This window comes from Dysgonomonas sp. 25 (genome assembly GCF_010501075.1).
Taxonomy (GTDB): Bacteria; Bacteroidota; Bacteroidia; order Bacteroidales; family Dysgonomonadaceae; genus Dysgonomonas.
Map to the genome: position 1 here is coordinate 188653 of NZ_QVMN01000002.1, position 17066 is coordinate 205718.

Annotated in this window: 15 protein-coding genes and 1 pseudogene; 8 read left to right on the forward strand and 8 right to left on the reverse strand. The window is 43.0% G+C overall.

Annotated features, from left to right (window positions below; genetic code table 11):
- The first annotated feature begins 5 nt into the window (after positions 1 to 5).
- Both D0T66_RS03945 and D0T66_RS03950 read left to right on the forward strand, forming a co-directional pair.
- Positions 6 to 920, forward strand: coding sequence for an ABC transporter ATP-binding protein (locus D0T66_RS03945; protein ID WP_163355814.1), 915 nt, complete (start codon positions 6 to 8; stop codon positions 918 to 920).
- Positions 917 to 2281 (forward strand): ABC transporter permease, encoded by a 1365-nt coding sequence (locus D0T66_RS03950; protein ID WP_163355816.1) that lies wholly within the window; start codon positions 917 to 919, stop codon positions 2279 to 2281. The genes D0T66_RS03945 and D0T66_RS03950 overlap by 4 nt, the downstream gene beginning before the upstream one ends.
- A gap of 85 nt (positions 2282 to 2366) precedes the next feature.
- Here D0T66_RS03950 and D0T66_RS03955 read toward each other — a convergent pair whose 3' ends face one another.
- Entirely contained in the window at positions 2367 to 2771 is a 405-nt protein-coding gene (locus D0T66_RS03955; protein ID WP_163355818.1) for an SMI1/KNR4 family protein, read from the reverse strand.
- A gap of 67 nt (positions 2772 to 2838) precedes the next feature.
- Positions 2839 to 4203 (reverse strand): DUF4026 domain-containing protein, encoded by a 1365-nt coding sequence (locus D0T66_RS03960; protein ID WP_163355820.1) that lies wholly within the window; start codon positions 4201 to 4203, stop codon positions 2839 to 2841.
- Positions 4204 to 4500: 297 nt separating this feature from the next.
- Here D0T66_RS03960 and D0T66_RS03965 point away from each other — a divergent pair.
- From D0T66_RS03965 to D0T66_RS03980, 4 genes and pseudogenes are all read left to right on the forward strand, one after another.
- Positions 4501 to 4992 (forward strand): annotated as a pseudogene (locus tag D0T66_RS03965) (ferritin).
- A 174-nt stretch (positions 4993 to 5166) separates the two neighbouring features.
- Entirely contained in the window at positions 5167 to 6546 is a 1380-nt protein-coding gene (locus D0T66_RS03970; RefSeq protein ID WP_163355822.1) for a TlpA disulfide reductase family protein, read from the forward strand.
- 363 nt (positions 6547 to 6909) lie between these two features.
- Complete coding sequence (locus D0T66_RS03975; protein ID WP_255489703.1) at positions 6910 to 7593, forward strand: ABC transporter ATP-binding protein; 684 nt, start codon at positions 6910 to 6912, stop codon at positions 7591 to 7593.
- On the forward strand, positions 7590 to 8705 hold the full coding sequence (locus tag D0T66_RS03980) for a 4-phosphoerythronate dehydrogenase (protein WP_163355824.1): 1116 nt from the start codon (positions 7590 to 7592) through the stop codon (positions 8703 to 8705). The genes D0T66_RS03975 and D0T66_RS03980 overlap by 4 nt, the downstream gene beginning before the upstream one ends.
- A gap of 1 nt (position 8706) precedes the next feature.
- Here the strand turns inward: D0T66_RS03980 and D0T66_RS03985 are convergent, their stop codons facing one another.
- The 6 genes from D0T66_RS03985 to D0T66_RS04010 all read right to left on the reverse strand — a co-directional run bounded on the left by D0T66_RS03985 (position 8707) and on the right by D0T66_RS04010 (position 15777).
- Positions 8707 to 9090, reverse strand: coding sequence for a DUF3037 domain-containing protein (locus tag D0T66_RS03985; RefSeq protein WP_163355826.1), 384 nt, complete (start codon positions 9088 to 9090; stop codon positions 8707 to 8709).
- The gene (locus D0T66_RS03990) at positions 9068 to 9850 is read right to left on the reverse strand and encodes a HipA family kinase (RefSeq protein ID WP_163355828.1); all 783 of its coding nucleotides are present in this window, start codon (positions 9848 to 9850) and stop codon (positions 9068 to 9070) included. Before D0T66_RS03990 ends, D0T66_RS03985 begins: the two co-directional genes overlap by 23 nt.
- 71 nt (positions 9851 to 9921) lie before the next feature.
- Positions 9922 to 11562 (reverse strand): fumarate hydratase, encoded by a 1641-nt coding sequence (locus tag D0T66_RS03995; RefSeq protein WP_163355830.1) that lies wholly within the window; start codon positions 11560 to 11562, stop codon positions 9922 to 9924.
- A gap of 147 nt (positions 11563 to 11709) precedes the next feature.
- A complete protein-coding gene (locus D0T66_RS04000; RefSeq protein ID WP_163355832.1) occupies positions 11710 to 12777 on the reverse strand; it encodes a hypothetical protein in 1068 nt (355 codons plus the stop codon).
- Positions 12778 to 13444: 667 nt separating this feature from the next.
- Positions 13445 to 14758 (reverse strand): MATE family efflux transporter, encoded by a 1314-nt coding sequence (locus D0T66_RS04005; RefSeq protein WP_163355834.1) that lies wholly within the window; start codon positions 14756 to 14758, stop codon positions 13445 to 13447.
- 65 nt (positions 14759 to 14823) lie between these two features.
- The gene (locus tag D0T66_RS04010; RefSeq protein WP_163355836.1) at positions 14824 to 15777 is read right to left on the reverse strand and encodes a hypothetical protein; all 954 of its coding nucleotides are present in this window, start codon (positions 15775 to 15777) and stop codon (positions 14824 to 14826) included.
- A 226-nt stretch (positions 15778 to 16003) separates the two neighbouring features.
- On the opposite strand from D0T66_RS04010, the gene D0T66_RS04015 reads away from it, so the two are divergent.
- Complete coding sequence (locus D0T66_RS04015; protein WP_163355843.1) at positions 16004 to 16588, forward strand: CD225/dispanin family protein; 585 nt, start codon at positions 16004 to 16006, stop codon at positions 16586 to 16588.
- A gap of 6 nt (positions 16589 to 16594) precedes the next feature.
- Positions 16595 to 16990, forward strand: a complete 396-nt coding sequence (locus D0T66_RS04020; protein WP_163355845.1) for a DUF2752 domain-containing protein — start codon at positions 16595 to 16597, stop codon at positions 16988 to 16990.
- Positions 16991 to 17066 lie beyond the last annotated feature (76 nt).

Sequence of the window (17066 nt, forward strand, 5' to 3'; positions counted from 1 at the left end):
TTAGCATGTACTATTTAGAAGCTAAAGACATTGTAAAACGCTATGGGAAGCATACGGCGCTGAGCGGCGTGACCGTTCAGGTTCCGCGCGGATGTGTATATGGGCTGTTAGGACCTAACGGTGCCGGGAAAAGCTCGCTTATCCGCATTATCAACCGCATTACGATACCTGACGAAGGGCAGGTGTTTATCAATGGTAAGCCATCGGCCGCCAGCGATATCTACAATATAGGCTATATGCCCGAGGAACGCGGGTTATACAAGAAAATGAAAGTAGGCGAACATATCCTGTTCCTTGCCCGTCTGCGTGGACTGTCGAAAGATGAGGCGCGTAAACGGATGGATTACTGGATGGAGAAGTTCGACATCACTTCGTGGGAGCAGAAGAAAGTGGAAGAACTATCGAAAGGGATGCAGCAAAAAATCCAGTTCATAGCGACGGTGATTCATGATCCCGAATTGCTGATACTCGACGAGCCGTTTAGCGGGCTCGATCCGGTGAATGCCGAAATATTGAAGAATGAAATCCTTGAATTGAAAGAAAAAGGCAAAACAGTAATCCTTTCCACCCATAATATGGGTTCGGTGGAGGAACTTTGCGATAGTATAACGCTTATCAATAAGTCGAAAGCCGTATTGCAAGGAGATGTGAAAGAAGTGCGCGCGCAATTCCGCAAGCATGTTTTCAACGTCGAAGTGAATGGACAAGGCTTCGACATCCAGTCGCCTTTGTTCAGTGTGTTATCGGTCACTCCGAAAAAGCAAACGACTGTTGCACAAATCCATAAACTCGATACCGAAACACCTAACTCGGCGATGATAAAAGAAATAATCGGACAGTACGAAGTCCTTTCTTTCGATGAGGAGCTTCCGACTGTGAACGACATATTTATTCAACTTGTAGCAAAACCGGCAGAATGAAAGCATTGAAACTAATTATACAGCGCGAATATACGGCTACCGTCAAAACGAAAGCCTTTTTGATATCGACTATCATTATCCCTATTGTGATGATTGCGGTAGTAGTGGTACCCATTATGTTGGCAAAGCTCGACAGCGACGACATAAAAAAGATATACGTATTAGACCGTACGGGAGAGTATTTCTCTAAACTGGAATCGTCGGACAAATATCAGTTTATAAGCATCAAAGGCGAATCGGAGATGCCGCAGAAAAAGACAACTGATACCGAAGGCGAAGGTGAGAGTGAAATGATAGCTTTGCTGACGATAGACGCTCCACTGAATGAGAAACCGACTGCGGTAACCTTTTTCTCGGAAAAACAGCAGCCTCCGCAGGAGCTTACCCGCTATATCAATGATGTACTGACAAATACCGTAAGGGAACAGAAGTTGGCCGCTTATACCGCCGAAGCGAATATCGACACGCAGGTGGTGGAATCGCTGCAAGATATTATCAACTCGAAAGACCGCATCAACATCAGCACCAAGCAATGGGCTGAGAGCGGACAGGAAAAAGATACGGTCAGCGATCAGGTCTCTTTTGTAGGGATGGCACTGACTTTCGTCATGTTCTTCTTTGTGATGATGAACGGTTCGATGGTGATGCAGAGCGTGGTGGAGGAGAAAACGAACAAAATCGTAGAGGTTATCGTATCTTCGGCCAAGCCATTTGATTTGATGATGGGAAAAATCATAGCGGTAGCGTTGACAGGATTCACACAGCTTATTATGTGGGGAGTGCTAGGGATAGCAGGATGCCTTGTCGCCTTTTCGTTCCTCGACTTGAATGTCTCAAATGCCGAGATGATGAATATGATGGCAGGTGGCGATACGCAGGCGATGATGGCCAATATGAATTTGGGAGATGGCGGAGAAATGATTGCCCAACTTGTCGGCATCAACTGGTTTAAGGTATTGGGATGTTTCGTCCTGTATTTTATCGGTGGTTACCTGATGTATGCAGCCTTATATGCTATGTTCGGTTCGGCGGCTAACGATTCGCAGGAAGCGCAACAATTCATCATGCCCGTAGTGATTATAATGATGCTGGCCTTTTATATCGGTTTTGCTGCGGCTAAGAATCCGGAAGGAAGCCTTGCTTTCTGGGGTTCGATAATACCGTTTACATCGCCTATTGTGATGATGGTTCGCCTTCCGTTGGAAGTGCCGGTATGGGAAATAGTCCTTTCAATGGTATTATTATATGTCACAGCCATCCTTTGCATCATGTTTGCAGCCAAAATATACCGTGTGGGTATATTGATGACAGGTAAAAAAGCTTCGTTCAAGGATATGTTTAAATGGTTGACATATAAGTAAACGATAACATATAATGAAGAAAGCAGATTCGGAAACGAGTCTGCTTTTTTTCTGCGCGGAATTGTTTTCCAATCCTTTGCTTCATTCATTTATCTAATATGTTTTTTTCTAAAAAATCTATGAAATCAGAATAAATGCCTAATAAAGGCTCAAATGCTCCTTCGGTGTCTATATAACCAAAAATCCAATTGTGCTTTGTGTCATAAGCATAGCATGTTCCTGCAAAATCATCTCCGATAATTAATATTCCATCTAATGCCTGTGCCGTATCTGCATCATAAATATCACTTGGTTCTAAGAAGAGATGCATTCTAAAATAACTATCTCCAATACCTCCATACCCCAGCTTGGTATATAATTCCTTGACCTCTGAAGGTATCTTCCCAAATTGTTGTTCTATGTTTTTGAAATCATCCGAAGCCACTTTTAAGAATGAAGAATCCGGAAATTTCTCATTGATAGTTTTAATGATTATATCTACTTTACTCATCTTTTAAAATTATTGAAAAGTAAGAATAACGATAGATTTTGATTATATGTGACTAAAAAAGATGTTTCTACAACCGTCCTTCAGCTACATAGAGCTGATAAATCGTATCGGGCGTATAAGTCTCTTCGGGCGAATAGATAATCCAGTCGGTCAGCAGTTCGGTCGGATACTCCTTGATGTCGCCTTCATTCAACCCGTCTATCCAATAAGGCTGGTTGAGGAGCTTGCCTTTTATCTTGTTGTCTTCTATTCCTAAAATATCGAACCAGAGGTGTTCACGCTCGTTGTCAGACTCTTGATTGTCCATCGTTAGTCCCAGCTTGACCAGAAAAGCCCAACTGCGTTCGGGATTCTCTTTCTTGCCGAATACCTTTTTGAATAAGCTTCTTTTCGACGGATCGTTATATTTCTCACCGAATACCTCGCAAAAGAGGCTGAAGCGCTCTTTAGCCAAAGCGCTCATACGGTTGGTTTCTTCTGTGGTGATATAATAAATAGGGTTGACGGCGAGGGTAGACGCATAAATCTCGGGCGATATCATATTGCCGTCTTCTACGGCAAAGAGTACACCACTGGGATCGCTGTGTACGTTGTCTTCGCCTTCACGGTCTGCCATTCCGCCCAGCATGTCGGCAGGGAAATCTTTCAGAGCCTCCTCCCAGCGTAGCCAGCACATATTGATGCCCATCCCGTCGTAGCCGATGGTGAAGCGTTCTTTCTCCTTAGCCGGATCGGAAAGGAATTTCTTGACAATCATATTGATGAGGATGTGCATCTGCTCGGAACCTTCTACGATATTCAGCATCTCCAACTCCACCGAACCGCATCGCTGCAATCCGTGTGTATGGAACCAGTAGCGACGTTTGTCATTTTCCGTTTCATCGTACACGCAATGCAGTGTGTACAAATAATCCGGCGACGGAGGAATGGACGATTCGCAGGTGATTTTGAGCCAATAGGGAGATAACAGCCTGTACGACATGAAGTCTATCACCAGACAGGCATCCGGCACTACGGCATGCATCACTTTCAGTTGCAGATGAAAGGATGCCAGGTTATTCTCGCTGAAATACATGGATGTGCCTACCGCATATTCCTGCGAAACAGCCGTATTGAGCGATTCCTCGTCGATGTGATTGGCGAATCCGTATTCGTGGACATGCAACTCCGAGGCTTTTATATAGTACAATTCTATCTTGAAAGTTTCGTCCTGATAGCGGATAGTTGCCGTATAACCTTTGGAATACGGATCGTTATCAGCAGACTCCTCTTCGGTAAAGGCTTCTAATTTGAAATCTTTGTTGCGTTTCAACGCTTCTTCAATGGCAGAACGGGTAGGTATCGGATCTTTTCCGCGCGGGATAACGGCCATGTTCGATTCCATACTCATTTCGTTATCAAGTAATAAGTGGTATTTTTTAGCATTATTCATAAGAAGCCGTTTTACTATATGCAAACTTAAGAAAAATCCTTTTAATATTTCGGCTCGAATAAGCAATTTGTTATACCTTTATGGCCGGAAAAATGAAAATATGACTCATCCTAAAGGCTGTAAACTTATCAGGTGCAAATTACTTATCCCGCCTAAGGCGTTATCATAAAGAACGTTTATAAGTCTTGAATAATATTTATATCTTAATGTGGAATGGATAGTTTTTCTATCTTTGTTCAGGTTCGATACAACGAACCGCTAACTATAGAAGAACTATCATCAAAAAAAATAAGAGTTATGTTGAGTAAAAAAGTAGAAGACGCATTGAATGCGCAAATTAATGCCGAATTGTGGTCGTCGTACCTGTATCTGTCTATGTCAGCACACTTTGCTGCCGACGGAAAAGCAGGATTTGCCAATTGGTTCCGCGTGCAAGCCTCGGAAGAAAAAGGCCATGCAATGAAGTTGTTCGATTACATTGTTTCCCGCAGTGGAAAGGTAGACCTACAACCGATAACGGAAGTGCCTAAGTCGTGGAATTCGCCGCTTGCTGTTTTCGAAGCTTCGCTGAAACACGAGTAACATGTGACAGCTTTGATAAACAACTTGGTTGCAATAGCACGCGAAGAAAAGGACTATGCTACCGAAAGCATGCTGAAATGGTTCGTCGACGAACAGGTAGAGGAAGAAGAAACCGTAACGGGCTATATCGACGCCCTCAAAATGATTGGGGATAACGGATTCGGTATCTATACGTTAGATAAAGAGTTGCAAGGACGATCGGCATAAGATTGCACTCAGAAGAAAAAGCTATATACTTCAGACAATGAAAATCGCTTCGGGAAATTGCTCTCGGAGCGATTTTTTTATGTAATTTGCAGATTCGTATATTACCAGAGGATATACAACCGAATGTTAGTAATCAGATTTCAAATATTTATAACTTAACCTACATATAATAAAATGAAACATATACTAATAGCTCTATCTGCCTTGTTTCTAATTGCATGTAATAGTAAAAACGCACAACAAGAAGAATCCCCAAAGGAAGAAACCGCCTCTCCTAAATCGTCAGGAACAATAACCGTTATAGTCTCTCCCGATGTGCAATCATATTATGCTATGCCATCCTTATCTCTATATAATGGATTCTTTAATGAAAGAATTTATGGAGTGACAAGTACGACTGATGAAAAAAGGTACAATATGGAAATCTACGTTCCGGAAGGAATGTTGAGTTATTTCCATCGAGATGGATATTCATATTCGTATATAGTCCATCCCGACGATACAATCAGGATAACGTTCGAGAATGATGTTCCAATTGCTCTATCCACAGACAAAAAACAATCCCAACATGACTTAAACTGGTTTGCTTACTATAATTCCAAAGAATTGCAAGCTCCGGAGTTTAAAGAATACAGAGTATCTACTACTTTTAACGATGCAAAACGGCATAAAATGATACTCGATTATCATAATTTAAACCCATCTAAAAGAGCATTTTTGAACACTTTAAAGGATGAAAAATTAATATCTGCTGACAGGTATCAATTAGCAAATAAAGAAATTGCATTAGATTCCATTCGGACAGAAACAAATAAGAAAGATTACATTTTTGATTCTTTTGATGATGATAATTTAAACTTTGATTCATACCGAATGTCTGTTCATTCATATATTTTTAAATACTTTGGCAAGAGAACAGCTCCATCAAAAGTATTTGAAAAGCTGTTAGCCGATGAAAAAGTTACTCCTAAAACGAAATTATCTTTTCTATACAATATACTTGGAGAAATAGGACAAGAGCAAAGCACTGAGTTTAAGAACTATGCTGAAATCTTTTTAGCACAAACCAATGGTGATAACACTTGGCTTAAATTAGTAGAAGATATATCACCTTTGCAAACTATCGACTCAAAAGATATGCAGCTTTATGATATGAATATGCAACAAGTTGACTTCGCCAATCTGATGAATACATACAAAGGCAAAGTTGTATATATAGATGTATGGGCTTCATGGTGTTCTCCTTGTCTGGCAGCTATGCCGTCGGCAAAGGAAATAAGAGAAAAGTACAAAAACAAAGATGTCGTATTCTTATACCTTGCTTACAACGACCAAGAAAAAGCATGGAAAAAGAAAGCCGAAGAAAATAGCCTCAATGTCGATAATGCTAAAAGCTACCTGATAGCATCGCCTAACGCACAGTGGGTTAAAGATATGAATCTGAAATCGATACCTCGTTACATGATTTACGATAAAAATGGTAAGCTTGTGTCGAAGGATGCACCAAACCCTAAAAATGAAAAATTGATAGAGACAATCGATTCACTTTTGTAGTTTGATAGCTTTTTATGTGAATTCTTAGTCGAATTATAGTGGAAAGTTTATCGGTGTTGAAATAGTTGACGAGTAAACAAGTAGACGAGTTGACAAGAAAAAAAGTAACTCGATAAAACATTCGGAGATGAGTAGAGAAATGTTACTTTTTATTGTCACTTCGAACGAAGGTGAGAAGTCTCTTCCCGATAAAGCGACGAGATGCTTCGTTTCACTCAGCATGACAAAAAGCATTAAGCTACACTGAGAAAAGTAACTTCTCAAAAACATCGAAAAAGAGTAGAGAAATGTTACTTTTTTCGGGAGAATAAAATAAGTATTGATTGACATAATTCATATATTAGCATTCCCTAAAAAGAAAAGATGATGATAAAAGTAGAAAACATATCCAAATCGTACGGAAGCCAGCAAGCCCTTTCGGATGTATCTTTTACGTTGAACAGGGGCGAGGTTGTTGCCCTGTTGGGCGTCAACGGGGCCGGGAAATCGACCTTGATGAAGATTCTTTCGGGTATTTTGCAGCCTGATAAAGGAACTGTCGATATCTTCGGGAAGAATTATACGGAGAATCCTCTGGCGGCGAAAAAGAAAATCGGCTATCTCTCCGAAGATAACCCGTTGTATGATGATATGTATGTCCGCGAATATCTTGATTATGTGGCAGGTATCTATCACGTGGATAAAGCGGGCATTCCCGCGTTGATAGAGCAAGTGGGCTTGAAGGACGAATACCGCAAAAAGATAGGTACTCTCTCGAAAGGAAACCGCCAGCGTGTAGGGGTAGCGCAGGCATTGATACATAATCCTCCCTTTCTCATACTGGACGAGGCTGCGAGTGGCTTAGACCCTAACCAGCGCGAAAGCCTCAACCAACTGATTTCCGGGCAGTCGGAAGATAAGATAATCCTGCTTTCTACGCATATTCTGCAGGATGTGCGGGATATATGTACCCGTTTTATTGTTATTGACAAAGGGCGTCTTGTCTCGGATAAACAAATAGGGGAGGTAGACTCCGTGGAAGAAACCTTTTTTGCACTGACCAAATGAAGATAATTGCAGATAAAGATATACCCTTCTTGCAAGGAGTAGCCGAACATTTCGGCGAAGTTGAATATATTGCAGGAATCGATTTTTCCAATGCACGCATCCAAGATGCCGAGGTGTTGATAACCCGCACCGTTGCGCGAATGGACGAAGCGATGCTGAAAGGGACGAATGTAAAATTGATTTGCTCGGCAACAGCCGGATTCGACCATATAGATACGGCCTATTGCGACGCTAATGACATTGCGTGGCGTAATGCTCCCGGCTGCAATTCCTCGTCGGTGGAACAATATATCACCTCCTCGCTGCTTATTCTCTCGGCACGTCATAAATTCGATTTGAAAGGCAAAACAATCGGCGTTGTCGGTGTAGGTCATGTCGGCAAGAAAGTGGCTGCTGCCTGCGAGGTGTTGGGTATGAATGTCTTGCTTAACGATCCGCCACGAAGGAGGCAAGAGCCTGATAACGAATCGCTCGTACTGATAGATGAAATAAAGGAGAAATCGGATTTTATCACTTACCATACGCCACTGACCAAGGAGGGGATAGACGAGACGTATCACATGGTAGATGAGCGGTTTTTGAGTTCTTTGGGTAAAAAGCCTTTTATCATAAATGCTGCACGCGGAGGCATTGTGGATACGCAGGCGATGAAACTGGCTATTAAAACGAAGAAGGTAGCAGGTGTGGTAGTCGATTGCTGGGAGAGCGAACCGTATATCGACCTCGAATATATGGAAATGGCCGATATTGCCACCCCTCATATTGCAGGTTATTCGGCCGATGGGAAAGCCAATGCTACCCGTATGGCACTCACTGCGTTGGCCGATTTCTACGGATTGGACAAAGAGCCGATTAAGGCTGTTACTCCTCCGCTGCCGCCTAAAAAGATGATAGATCTCGATTCTTTTTCCTCTAATAACCGGGTCTTCGAGGCCATTCTCGAAACGTACAACCCGATGACGGATCACGAACGTTTAGTGGGTTCGCCCGATTCGTTCAGGCAGTTGCGCAACAACTATCCGTTGAGGCGTGAATATCCGGCGTATATCGTTGTCAATGCAGATGAAAACGAACGAAGGATACTCAATAAACTCGATTTCAAATTGGGATAGGCTATTTTACAAGCTCATCGAATAGTTGTTCGAGCGTTTCATCCAGATTGTCGGAAAAGCCGCTATGCGGACGCGATGTCTGTATGCATGTGCTGCGGACGGCTGTCAGCCAGCGGAAACGTTCGGCAACATCTAACGAAGCTATCTTGCCGCCGTCTCGTTCACCTTTGCACACCTTCTCAAACGATTGCAGGTTGCCGTGGAAGCATTCCATATCTGCCTCCGAAGCAAAACAGTTGAGTTTCCTTTCGTCCACCCCATAGCGGAGTTGCAGGTATTTTGCTCTTTTGGAGAAAAGGATAACCCCCACATTCAGAAACTCCTCGCGCTCGACTTTGGGTACAAAGCGTATGACGGCATATTCATATAAGTGCTTTCCTTGCATCTTGAGCAGCTTTTACAAAGGTTTCGGAATGATCTCTCCTTGTAGTAAGGAACTGATAGTATACTTCGCGCAAATCGTTGGGTGTTTCGCCGTCTTGCGTCCAGTTGAGCCAGTCATCGGGAATGAGGTCGACAATCTCGCGTATCTTCTCGTCGGTCAATAGGGCTTTCAACTTTTGGTCTGCTTCGTCCAGATATTCGGCTTGGGGCAGTAATACATGGTCTTTTATCTGTGCAAAAGGGCTGACGGCATACTTCTCCCAGCCCGTCCATGTATGGTGGAAATAAAGCGTCGAGCCATGGTCGATCAACCATAACTCTTTGTGCCACATCAGCATATTGGTATTGCGCACCGTGCGGTCGATATTCATCAAAAAAGCGTCCATCCATACGATTTCGGATGCCGGATGCGGTTCGATGGTCGTTACCACCGGGTCGTAGGTCAGTGCGCCGGAAAGGAAGTGCAGCCCGATATTCAACCCTTGGCTGGCTTGCAGCAGGTCTTGGATTTCTTCGTCTCCCTCTGTCCGCCCGAAGGCCTCGTCCAGATTGATAAAGACCAGTTCGGGGATCTGGAAGCCGAAGGCTTTGGCAACCATTCCACCGATTAGCTCGGAGACTAATACTTTTGTTCCGTGTCCTGAACCTCTGAACTTGACGACGTATTTGAATCCGTCGTCGGCATCGGCGAGCGCAGGAAGTGAGCCGCCTTCGCGCAGAGGGGTTATATAGCGTATGACGTTGACTGTTCTTAATTCCATACGATAAAGATAGTAATAAAAAGAGAAAAAGCTCCTATTCAGGAGCTTCTTCGATATTATAAGTTAATGCTTTAGCAAAGCGTGCAATTCAATGGCTTCAACTGCTTGAAGAAGTCGTTTCCTTTATCATCTACCAGGATGAATGCAGGGAAGTCTACCACTTCGATTTTCCAGATAGCTTCCATTCCCAGTTCAGGATATTCGAGGCATTCGAGGCTCTTGATGCTGTCTTGCGCTAAGATGGCAGCCGGCCCTCCGATACTTCCCAGATAGAAGCCGCCATGTTTATGGCAGGCGTCTGTAACTTGCTGGCTACGGTTTCCTTTGGCAATCATAATCAAGCTTCCTCCGTGCGATTGGAACGAGTCTACGTACGAGTCCATACGTCCTGCCGTAGTAGGTCCCATCGAGCCGCTGGCATAACCTGTCGGCGTTTTAGCCGGACCTGCATAATAGATAGGATGGTCTTTGATGTATTGTGGCAGGTCTTCGCCTCTGTCGAGACGTTCCTGCAACTTGGCATGCGCTATATCGCGCCCTACGATGATGGTTCCCGTAAGCGACAGACGTGTCGATACCGGATATTTAGTTAATTCGGCAAGGATTTCCTTCATCGGGCGGTTGAGGTCGATTTTTACGCCTCCCGCTTCTCCCACTTGCTGATATTCGGCAGGGATAAGGCGAGCCGGATTGTCTTCTAATTTTTCCAGCCAGACACCGTCTTTGTTGATTTTACCTTTGATGTTGCGGTCGGCCGAGCAAGAAACGCCCATACCTACCGGGCAAGATGCTCCGTGACGAGGCAGGCGTACTACGCGGATGTCGTGTGCGAAGTATTTTCCGCCGAATTGCGCACCTAAACCTAAGTCGTAAGCAGCTTTCAAAAGGCGTTTTTCCATTTCTATGTCGCGGAAGGCTTGTCCGCCTTCGTTGCCTTCGGTCGGTAGGCTGTCGTAGTATTTGGTCGACGCCAGTTTTACGGTTTTTAAATTGGTTTCGGCTGATGTTCCTCCGATTACAAAAGCAATATGGTACGGAGGGCAGGCAGCTGTACCCAGCGATTTCATTTTTTCTATCAGGAATGGCTCTAATTTCTCAGGCGTAAGCAATGCTTTTGTCTCCTGATAGAGATATGTCTTGTTGGCAGAACCTCCTCCTTTGGCTACAAACAGGAATTTGTATTCGTTTCCTTGTATGGCGTACAAGTCGATTTGGGCAGGAAGGTTTGTGCCTGTATTTATTTCGTCGAACATGTTGAGTGGCGCATTTTGCGAATAGCGCAGGTTGTCCGTCGTGAAGGTATTGTAAACACCTTTCGATAGGGCTTCTTCGTCGTTGGCACCAGTCCATACGTTTTGTCCTTTCTTACCCATGATGATGGCTGTACCTGTATCCTGACAAAAAGGGAGAATGCCTTTTGCCGAGATTTCGGCATTGCGAAGGAAAGTCAATGCCACGAATTTGTCGTTGTCGCTTGCTTCGGGGTCGTTGAGTATTTTTGCCACCTGTGCCTGATGGTCGGGGCGAAGCAGGAATTCTACATTGTGGAAAGCATGTTGTGCAAGAAGTGTCAAAGCTTCGGGTGCTACTTTCAGAATTTCCTGACCTTCGAAAGTGGCTGTAGAAACATAGTCTTTGGACAAAAGATAGTATTCGGTCGTGTCTTTTCCCATCGGAAACATTTCCTGATACTTGAATGGAGGTGTTGCCATAATCTTATTCTTTATTGTTGTTTATTTTGGTTGATTTTGTTCATTGTTACAAATTTACAAAAATAAGATTGATAAAACATTTATCTGCTACAAAAAGAGAAAGAGGATACAAAATGCATCCTCTTTATAGTTTATAGAGTGGTGATTTTACCAAGGTGTTGTCTGAACTCTCCAGCCTTTACCCTCTGCTATTTCTTTGTTGCAGCTGTCAGTCCCCGGGTTGCCGTATATGTATAGAATGTAATCGTATGCCTCTTCCCGGGTTACGGATGGCAATCGATTAAACAATGCGTTAAATTCTTCTTTCTCTATTTGGTTGTTTTCAAGATAAATATAATCCAACTCTTCATAGATATTTGTCCCTAAAAGGAATTCTTTCAAGCTGCTGTCTGTGACATATAGATTCTCTAACTTACTTTGCTTACTGATGTTGATAGTTTCTATATCACTATTATATATAACCAAATTAGTTAGTTTGAGATTAGACTGTAAATCAAGAGAAGTCCAATTGCAACTGTTGAGATAAACAACTTCGAGTTCCTTATAATTTTTGTAATTAACGGCATTGCTTGTCAATAGAGGGCAATTGTCTATCGATATAGTTTTGGTATCGGCCGGCAATTTTATGTTACTCAATAGCTGATTATTCTGCAATATTATACTTTTCAATCTGAACTTGGCGAAAGAAGTGTAATCTATTGCTGTGAAGGTTGTTGCATTTAGAATCAATTGCTCTAATTCAGGCAATTTAGCATGATTAATATCACTGCTTTCCATATCTTCTACACCAAGCAATTCGACCGAATGTAGGGTAGGACACTGCTTGAAATCTACGAATTTAACGATGCTGGCCAATACGTTCGAATTTGCGGGATCGGGCTTGATTCTAAAATCAAATAATCCTTTTCCGTTGATCTTTACAGTATATTCTTTTGTCCCTGTCGATACCGGATACTGATGCTCAAATTTACTCCATGAAAGTCCACTGCTTGAAAGGTAGGTGTTTAAATCACTGCCGTCGCCCCAATCAACTGTTATTTCGGAGCCGAAAATTTCGAGTTCAGTTCCACGATACGTGGCATTTGTCTGAACCGTTAACTCGATTTCGAATGGGGCATTGAATCTGTTCTCGCCGTCATCATCACTACAAGATACGAGGCTGCTTCCAAAGACAGTAACTGCTAATACAAAAAAGAAATTTCTTAGTTTCATCATAATAGGTTGTGTTTTTTTAATTGTTAAGGTCGTAAAGATAGCCTTTTTCCTTAAATAATGTGAATCGGTTTTGAGCATATGATTGCAAGTTTATCTATATTTATTTATAAGTAGACGAGTAGACGAGTAGACAAGTATACAAGTTACGAGAAAAAGTAACTCGATGAAAAATAACAAAAATGAATATACTTGTGTTACTTTTTTCTGTCACTTCGAACGAAGGTGAGAAGTCTCTTTTCGATAAAGTGACGAGATGCTTCGTTTTACTCAGCATGACAAAGAGCATTAGCCATAATGAAAAAAGTAACTCGCCAAAAAACATCGAAAAGAAGTAGAGAAGTGTTACTTTTTCTGTCACTTCGGACGAAGGTGAGAAGTCTCTTTTCGATAAAGCGACGAGATGCTTCGTTTCACTCAGCATGACAAGAAGCATCAGTTACACTGAGAAAAAGTAACTCGCCAAAAAACATCGAAAACAAGTAGAGAAGTGTTACTTTTTCCTGTCACTTCGAACGGAGGTGAGAAGTCTCATTTCGATAAAGTGACGAGATGCTTCGTTTCACACAGCATGACAAGAAGCATCAGTTACACGGAGAAAAAGTAACTCAATAAAAAACATCGAAAATAAGTAGAGGTTTGTTACTTTTTTTGAATACTCTTGTTGTAATCAGCTTTTCCGTAGCACCGAAGGAGCCATGAATGCCTGCATGATGCCCCGTATCCCCAGATAGGTCAGGAAGGCTGTCCAAAGGACATTATTGGCATAGGCATCGAAGAAATCGGGAAGTAAGAACTTGCATCCAAAGTAGAGCAGGAAGAAAGTGGTGGCAGCCACCAGCATCGAATTGCGCATCTGCCGCGAGGCGGTAGCCCCGACAAATATGCCGTCCCATAAGAAAGCCGAAAATCCGGTAATGGGTATCAATAACGCCCAGAGTCTATAATCCATGGCGAGTGCTACAATGTCTTTCTTGTCCGTAATGATGGACAGTATTTGTTCGAAAAACAGGGCGTAGGCGATCGTAAACAAGGCGACTATCCCGATGCCCCAAGCAAAAAGGTTCTTTATCAGCTTGCCTAACAGTTCTTTTGTCCTTGCACCTACAAACCTTCCGGTGAGGGCTTCGGCAGAGTAGGCAAAGCCGTCCATCATATACGAAAAGAATGTGAATAGTTGCATGATGAGGGCATTCACAGCCAGAATATCATCCCCTTCGCGGGTGGAGGCCGAAACGAAGAATGTGGTGACAAAGACCAGTGCCAGTGTGCGGATAAAGATATTGGAATTGACTTTGAAGAAAGGGATATAGGAGCGGACATCCTTCAATACCGACCAATGCAGCAATTGCTTCATGTAGCCGTATTTGTGCAGCCAGATAAAGGCTGCCGTGACGATTCCCGTATATTGTGCGCAAAGTGATGCCAACGCGACGCCTTCGATATTCATTTTCAGGACGAAGACGAAGAACAAGCATAAAGCGATGTTGATGATATTGATACCGATAGCGATAAACATCGGTGTTTTGGCATCCTGCATCCCCACAAACCAGCCATTGAAGGCGTACATGCCCAAGACTGCCGGTGCTGCCCACACATAGATGCGGAAATAGTCCGATACGTAGCTGTGTGTTGTGTTGCCTGTCGGAAAGATATAGAAGCCCAGTTGCAAAATCAGGGATTGCAGGGCGATGATAAACAGTCCGCCGATGAAAGCTACGAAAAGGGAACGTTGCAGGATATTGGCTTGTTCGCGTGTGTCTTCTGCGCCAAAGGATTGGGCAGTAAAGCCGCTTGTCCCCATTCGCAGGAAGGAGAAGTTCCAGTAGATGAAGTTGAAGATGGTTGTCCCTACGGCAATAGCCCCGATATAAGCAGCATCGTCGAGGTGGCCAACTACGGACATATCGACCAGACCTAATAACGGGACGGTTATATTAGATATAATATTGGGGATTGCTAATCGGAGAATGGCCTTATTCATACTGATGACAAAGGTAATTGAACCAAATAACCTTTGCAAATTATAAGGTATCAGTATCTGACAATTCAGGGTCTTTCGCCTGTATTGGGATTGTCCGGGTTGTCTATAGGGCCGTCGCCTAATAACGGATGTTTGAACGTATACACCTGATTGGTCTCGGTTGCCCCTTTGTAGAGATCGTCTCTTCTTAATAGCCTCATCTCATTCTCTATGTTTTGGTAGAATGACAGGCGAATAGCGGTTCCGGCTGAAGCTGCAATAGGACAGGTTAACATCCTGCTTCCTGCGTAAAATTCCTCTATCGACATCCTGCTTTCAGCGGGAGCTAAGGATAGGTCGGACGCGGATGAAGCTATTTCCCGGGATGCTACTCCATCAGTCACGGCAAAACCGTAATGATACGGTTCTACTTCGAGAACGATGTCGGTCACTTCGCTGGATATGATATACGGATCATTGGCAACTATCTCCATGTTTACTTCCGACCACATCGGCTGCAATTCGGCGCTGACTATATCTACTTCATCGTTGCATGCCCCGCAACCTTTCACGTTGTAGGTGAATGAATCGAAGAAAATATTGAGATTGTTGTTTATCCGGGTGGCCGAGTTATTACCTATACAGTAGTCGGTATCGTAATTCGCGGGCGTCAATACGGGTGTTCTGTCCGATGTCTTTTCAGCTTTGATCAGTACGGCGTGAAGCGTTCCCACAGGCAACTCTTCCTCGAATGTGATAGAGCCCGAAATGTCATCAGCTAAAGGGATATATCCGGCCAGTTGAATGCTTCCGTCTTCTTTGTATATGACATATTGGATATAAGTGCCAACGGGAACTTCGTCGAAAGTCATCTTCGATTCGGTTACAAGGGTGGACGATACATTGCTGACAGAGGGTGCAAGTGCAACATTAAACCTGACTGTTTTAATGGTCTTGGGCGGGATAACGGTTGTTGATTCGCTCGTACAACCTGTCAGAATGAAGGATATAACAAACAGGGCAAATATGAATTTCCTCATCTATAGTCTTTATTGAAAAACCTTATTGTTGCTCATTTAATGTAATAGAAAAACAAAAATAATATAAATATTGGAATTGATAGGTTAAATAAATCTCTTTTAATATTTCTTTTTATCTATAAAGTGATACCTCAACTCTAAAAAGGTGAAAGGTAATCTGTTTTTTGTTATTTTTGTATGAAACTATTAAAACGATATATTTTATTTAATTTAGAATGACTGAATTATGAGTGCAATAGGATATTTTTTCATTGACAAAACGACTAATCAACAACAAGGACCTTTTTCGATAGACGAACTTAAGGCAAAGAGCATAACTCCTGATACGATGATTTGGTTCTCGGGACTTCCTAATTGGGTGGAAGCCGGAAAAATTCCTGCGCTTTCGTTCCTGTTCAACCCGTCGGCTCAGACAACAGCGCAGCAGACGCAACAAACACAACAGACAACGACAGCGCAAAATACCAATAACCAACAGTACCAGAGTATGTACCGTCCGAATGTATATGGCAACTACGGGGCGCCCAAAAGAGGGAATAACATGGAGGTACGCCCTATGCCCAAATCGTGGTTGATAGAATCGATATTGGTGACTGTCTTTTGTGCGCAAATATTCGGGATAATTGCAATTATCTATGCTTCTAAGGTTGAATCCGCTTATTATTCGGGCGATTACGAAACTGCCGAAAAATCGTCGAAGAATGCTAAAATGTGGATGCTTATAGGACTTGGGATAACAGGGGGCTTGATACTTCTTGCCGTTTTGTTCTATGCCTTCATGATTATTGCAGCTGTAGCTTCGGAAGTGTAGTCGAGGATGAAGCAGACGAAGCAAAAGCGGATACCCGTAATCTTATTTCTGCTGGTGGCCGTTGTGTTGGTAGCGTTGTTGTATCTTTTCAACCCTGCAACGGAAGGATTCTTCCCGCAATGTCCGTTTCATTATTTCACAGGATTGGATTGCCCCGGATGCGGTACGCAACGGGCTTTTCATTCACTCCTGCATCTCGAGATAGGTCAGGCTCTATCGTATAATCCCCTCTTTGTATTTTCCATCCCTTACCTGCTGGTGGGATTCTATTTTGAGTATCTGGGTGGAAAGGAACGATTCCCGCGAGTACGTAGGCTTCTTTTCGGCAGAAAGGCTATAATCCTTATCCTCGGCATCATCCTTCTCTATTGGGTGTTGCGCAATATGCCTTATTTCTTTTAACATTCTTTGCTTTCGGTTGAACCTTTTGAAGTGCGCGATGTTTCATATTTTATAATGAGGAATCTTCCGGATTACT

Excerpts from the sequence above, each read along its gene's own strand:
- D0T66_RS03980 (WP_163355824.1), top strand. The coding sequence starts at position 7,590 with ATGAAGATAATTGCAGATAAAGATATACCCTTCTTGCAAGGAGTAGCC.
- D0T66_RS03950 (WP_163355816.1), top strand. The coding sequence starts at position 917 with ATGAAAGCATTGAAACTAATTATACAGCGCGAATATACGGCTACCGTC.
- D0T66_RS03975 (WP_255489703.1), top strand. The coding sequence starts at position 6,910 with ATGATGATAAAAGTAGAAAACATATCCAAATCGTACGGAAGCCAGCAA.
- D0T66_RS03955 (WP_163355818.1), bottom strand. The coding sequence starts at position 2,771 with ATGAGTAAAGTAGATATAATCATTAAAACTATCAATGAGAAATTTCCG.
- D0T66_RS04015 (WP_163355843.1), top strand. The coding sequence starts at position 16,004 with ATGAGTGCAATAGGATATTTTTTCATTGACAAAACGACTAATCAACAA.
- D0T66_RS04010 (WP_163355836.1), bottom strand. The coding sequence starts at position 15,777 with ATGAGGAAATTCATATTTGCCCTGTTTGTTATATCCTTCATTCTGACA.
- D0T66_RS03945 (WP_163355814.1), top strand. The coding sequence starts at position 6 with ATGTACTATTTAGAAGCTAAAGACATTGTAAAACGCTATGGGAAGCAT.
- D0T66_RS04000 (WP_163355832.1), bottom strand. The coding sequence starts at position 12,777 with ATGATGAAACTAAGAAATTTCTTTTTTGTATTAGCAGTTACTGTCTTT.
- D0T66_RS03995 (WP_163355830.1), bottom strand. The coding sequence starts at position 11,562 with ATGGCAACACCTCCATTCAAGTATCAGGAAATGTTTCCGATGGGAAAA.
- D0T66_RS03990 (WP_163355828.1), bottom strand. The coding sequence starts at position 9,850 with ATGGAATTAAGAACAGTCAACGTCATACGCTATATAACCCCTCTGCGC.
- D0T66_RS04005 (WP_163355834.1), bottom strand. The coding sequence starts at position 14,758 with ATGAATAAGGCCATTCTCCGATTAGCAATCCCCAATATTATATCTAAT.
- D0T66_RS03970 (WP_163355822.1), top strand. The coding sequence starts at position 5,167 with ATGAAACATATACTAATAGCTCTATCTGCCTTGTTTCTAATTGCATGT.
- D0T66_RS03960 (WP_163355820.1), bottom strand. The coding sequence starts at position 4,203 with ATGAATAATGCTAAAAAATACCACTTATTACTTGATAACGAAATGAGT.
- D0T66_RS03985 (WP_163355826.1), bottom strand. The coding sequence starts at position 9,090 with ATGCAAGGAAAGCACTTATATGAATATGCCGTCATACGCTTTGTACCC.
- D0T66_RS04020 (WP_163355845.1), top strand. The coding sequence starts at position 16,595 with ATGAAGCAGACGAAGCAAAAGCGGATACCCGTAATCTTATTTCTGCTG.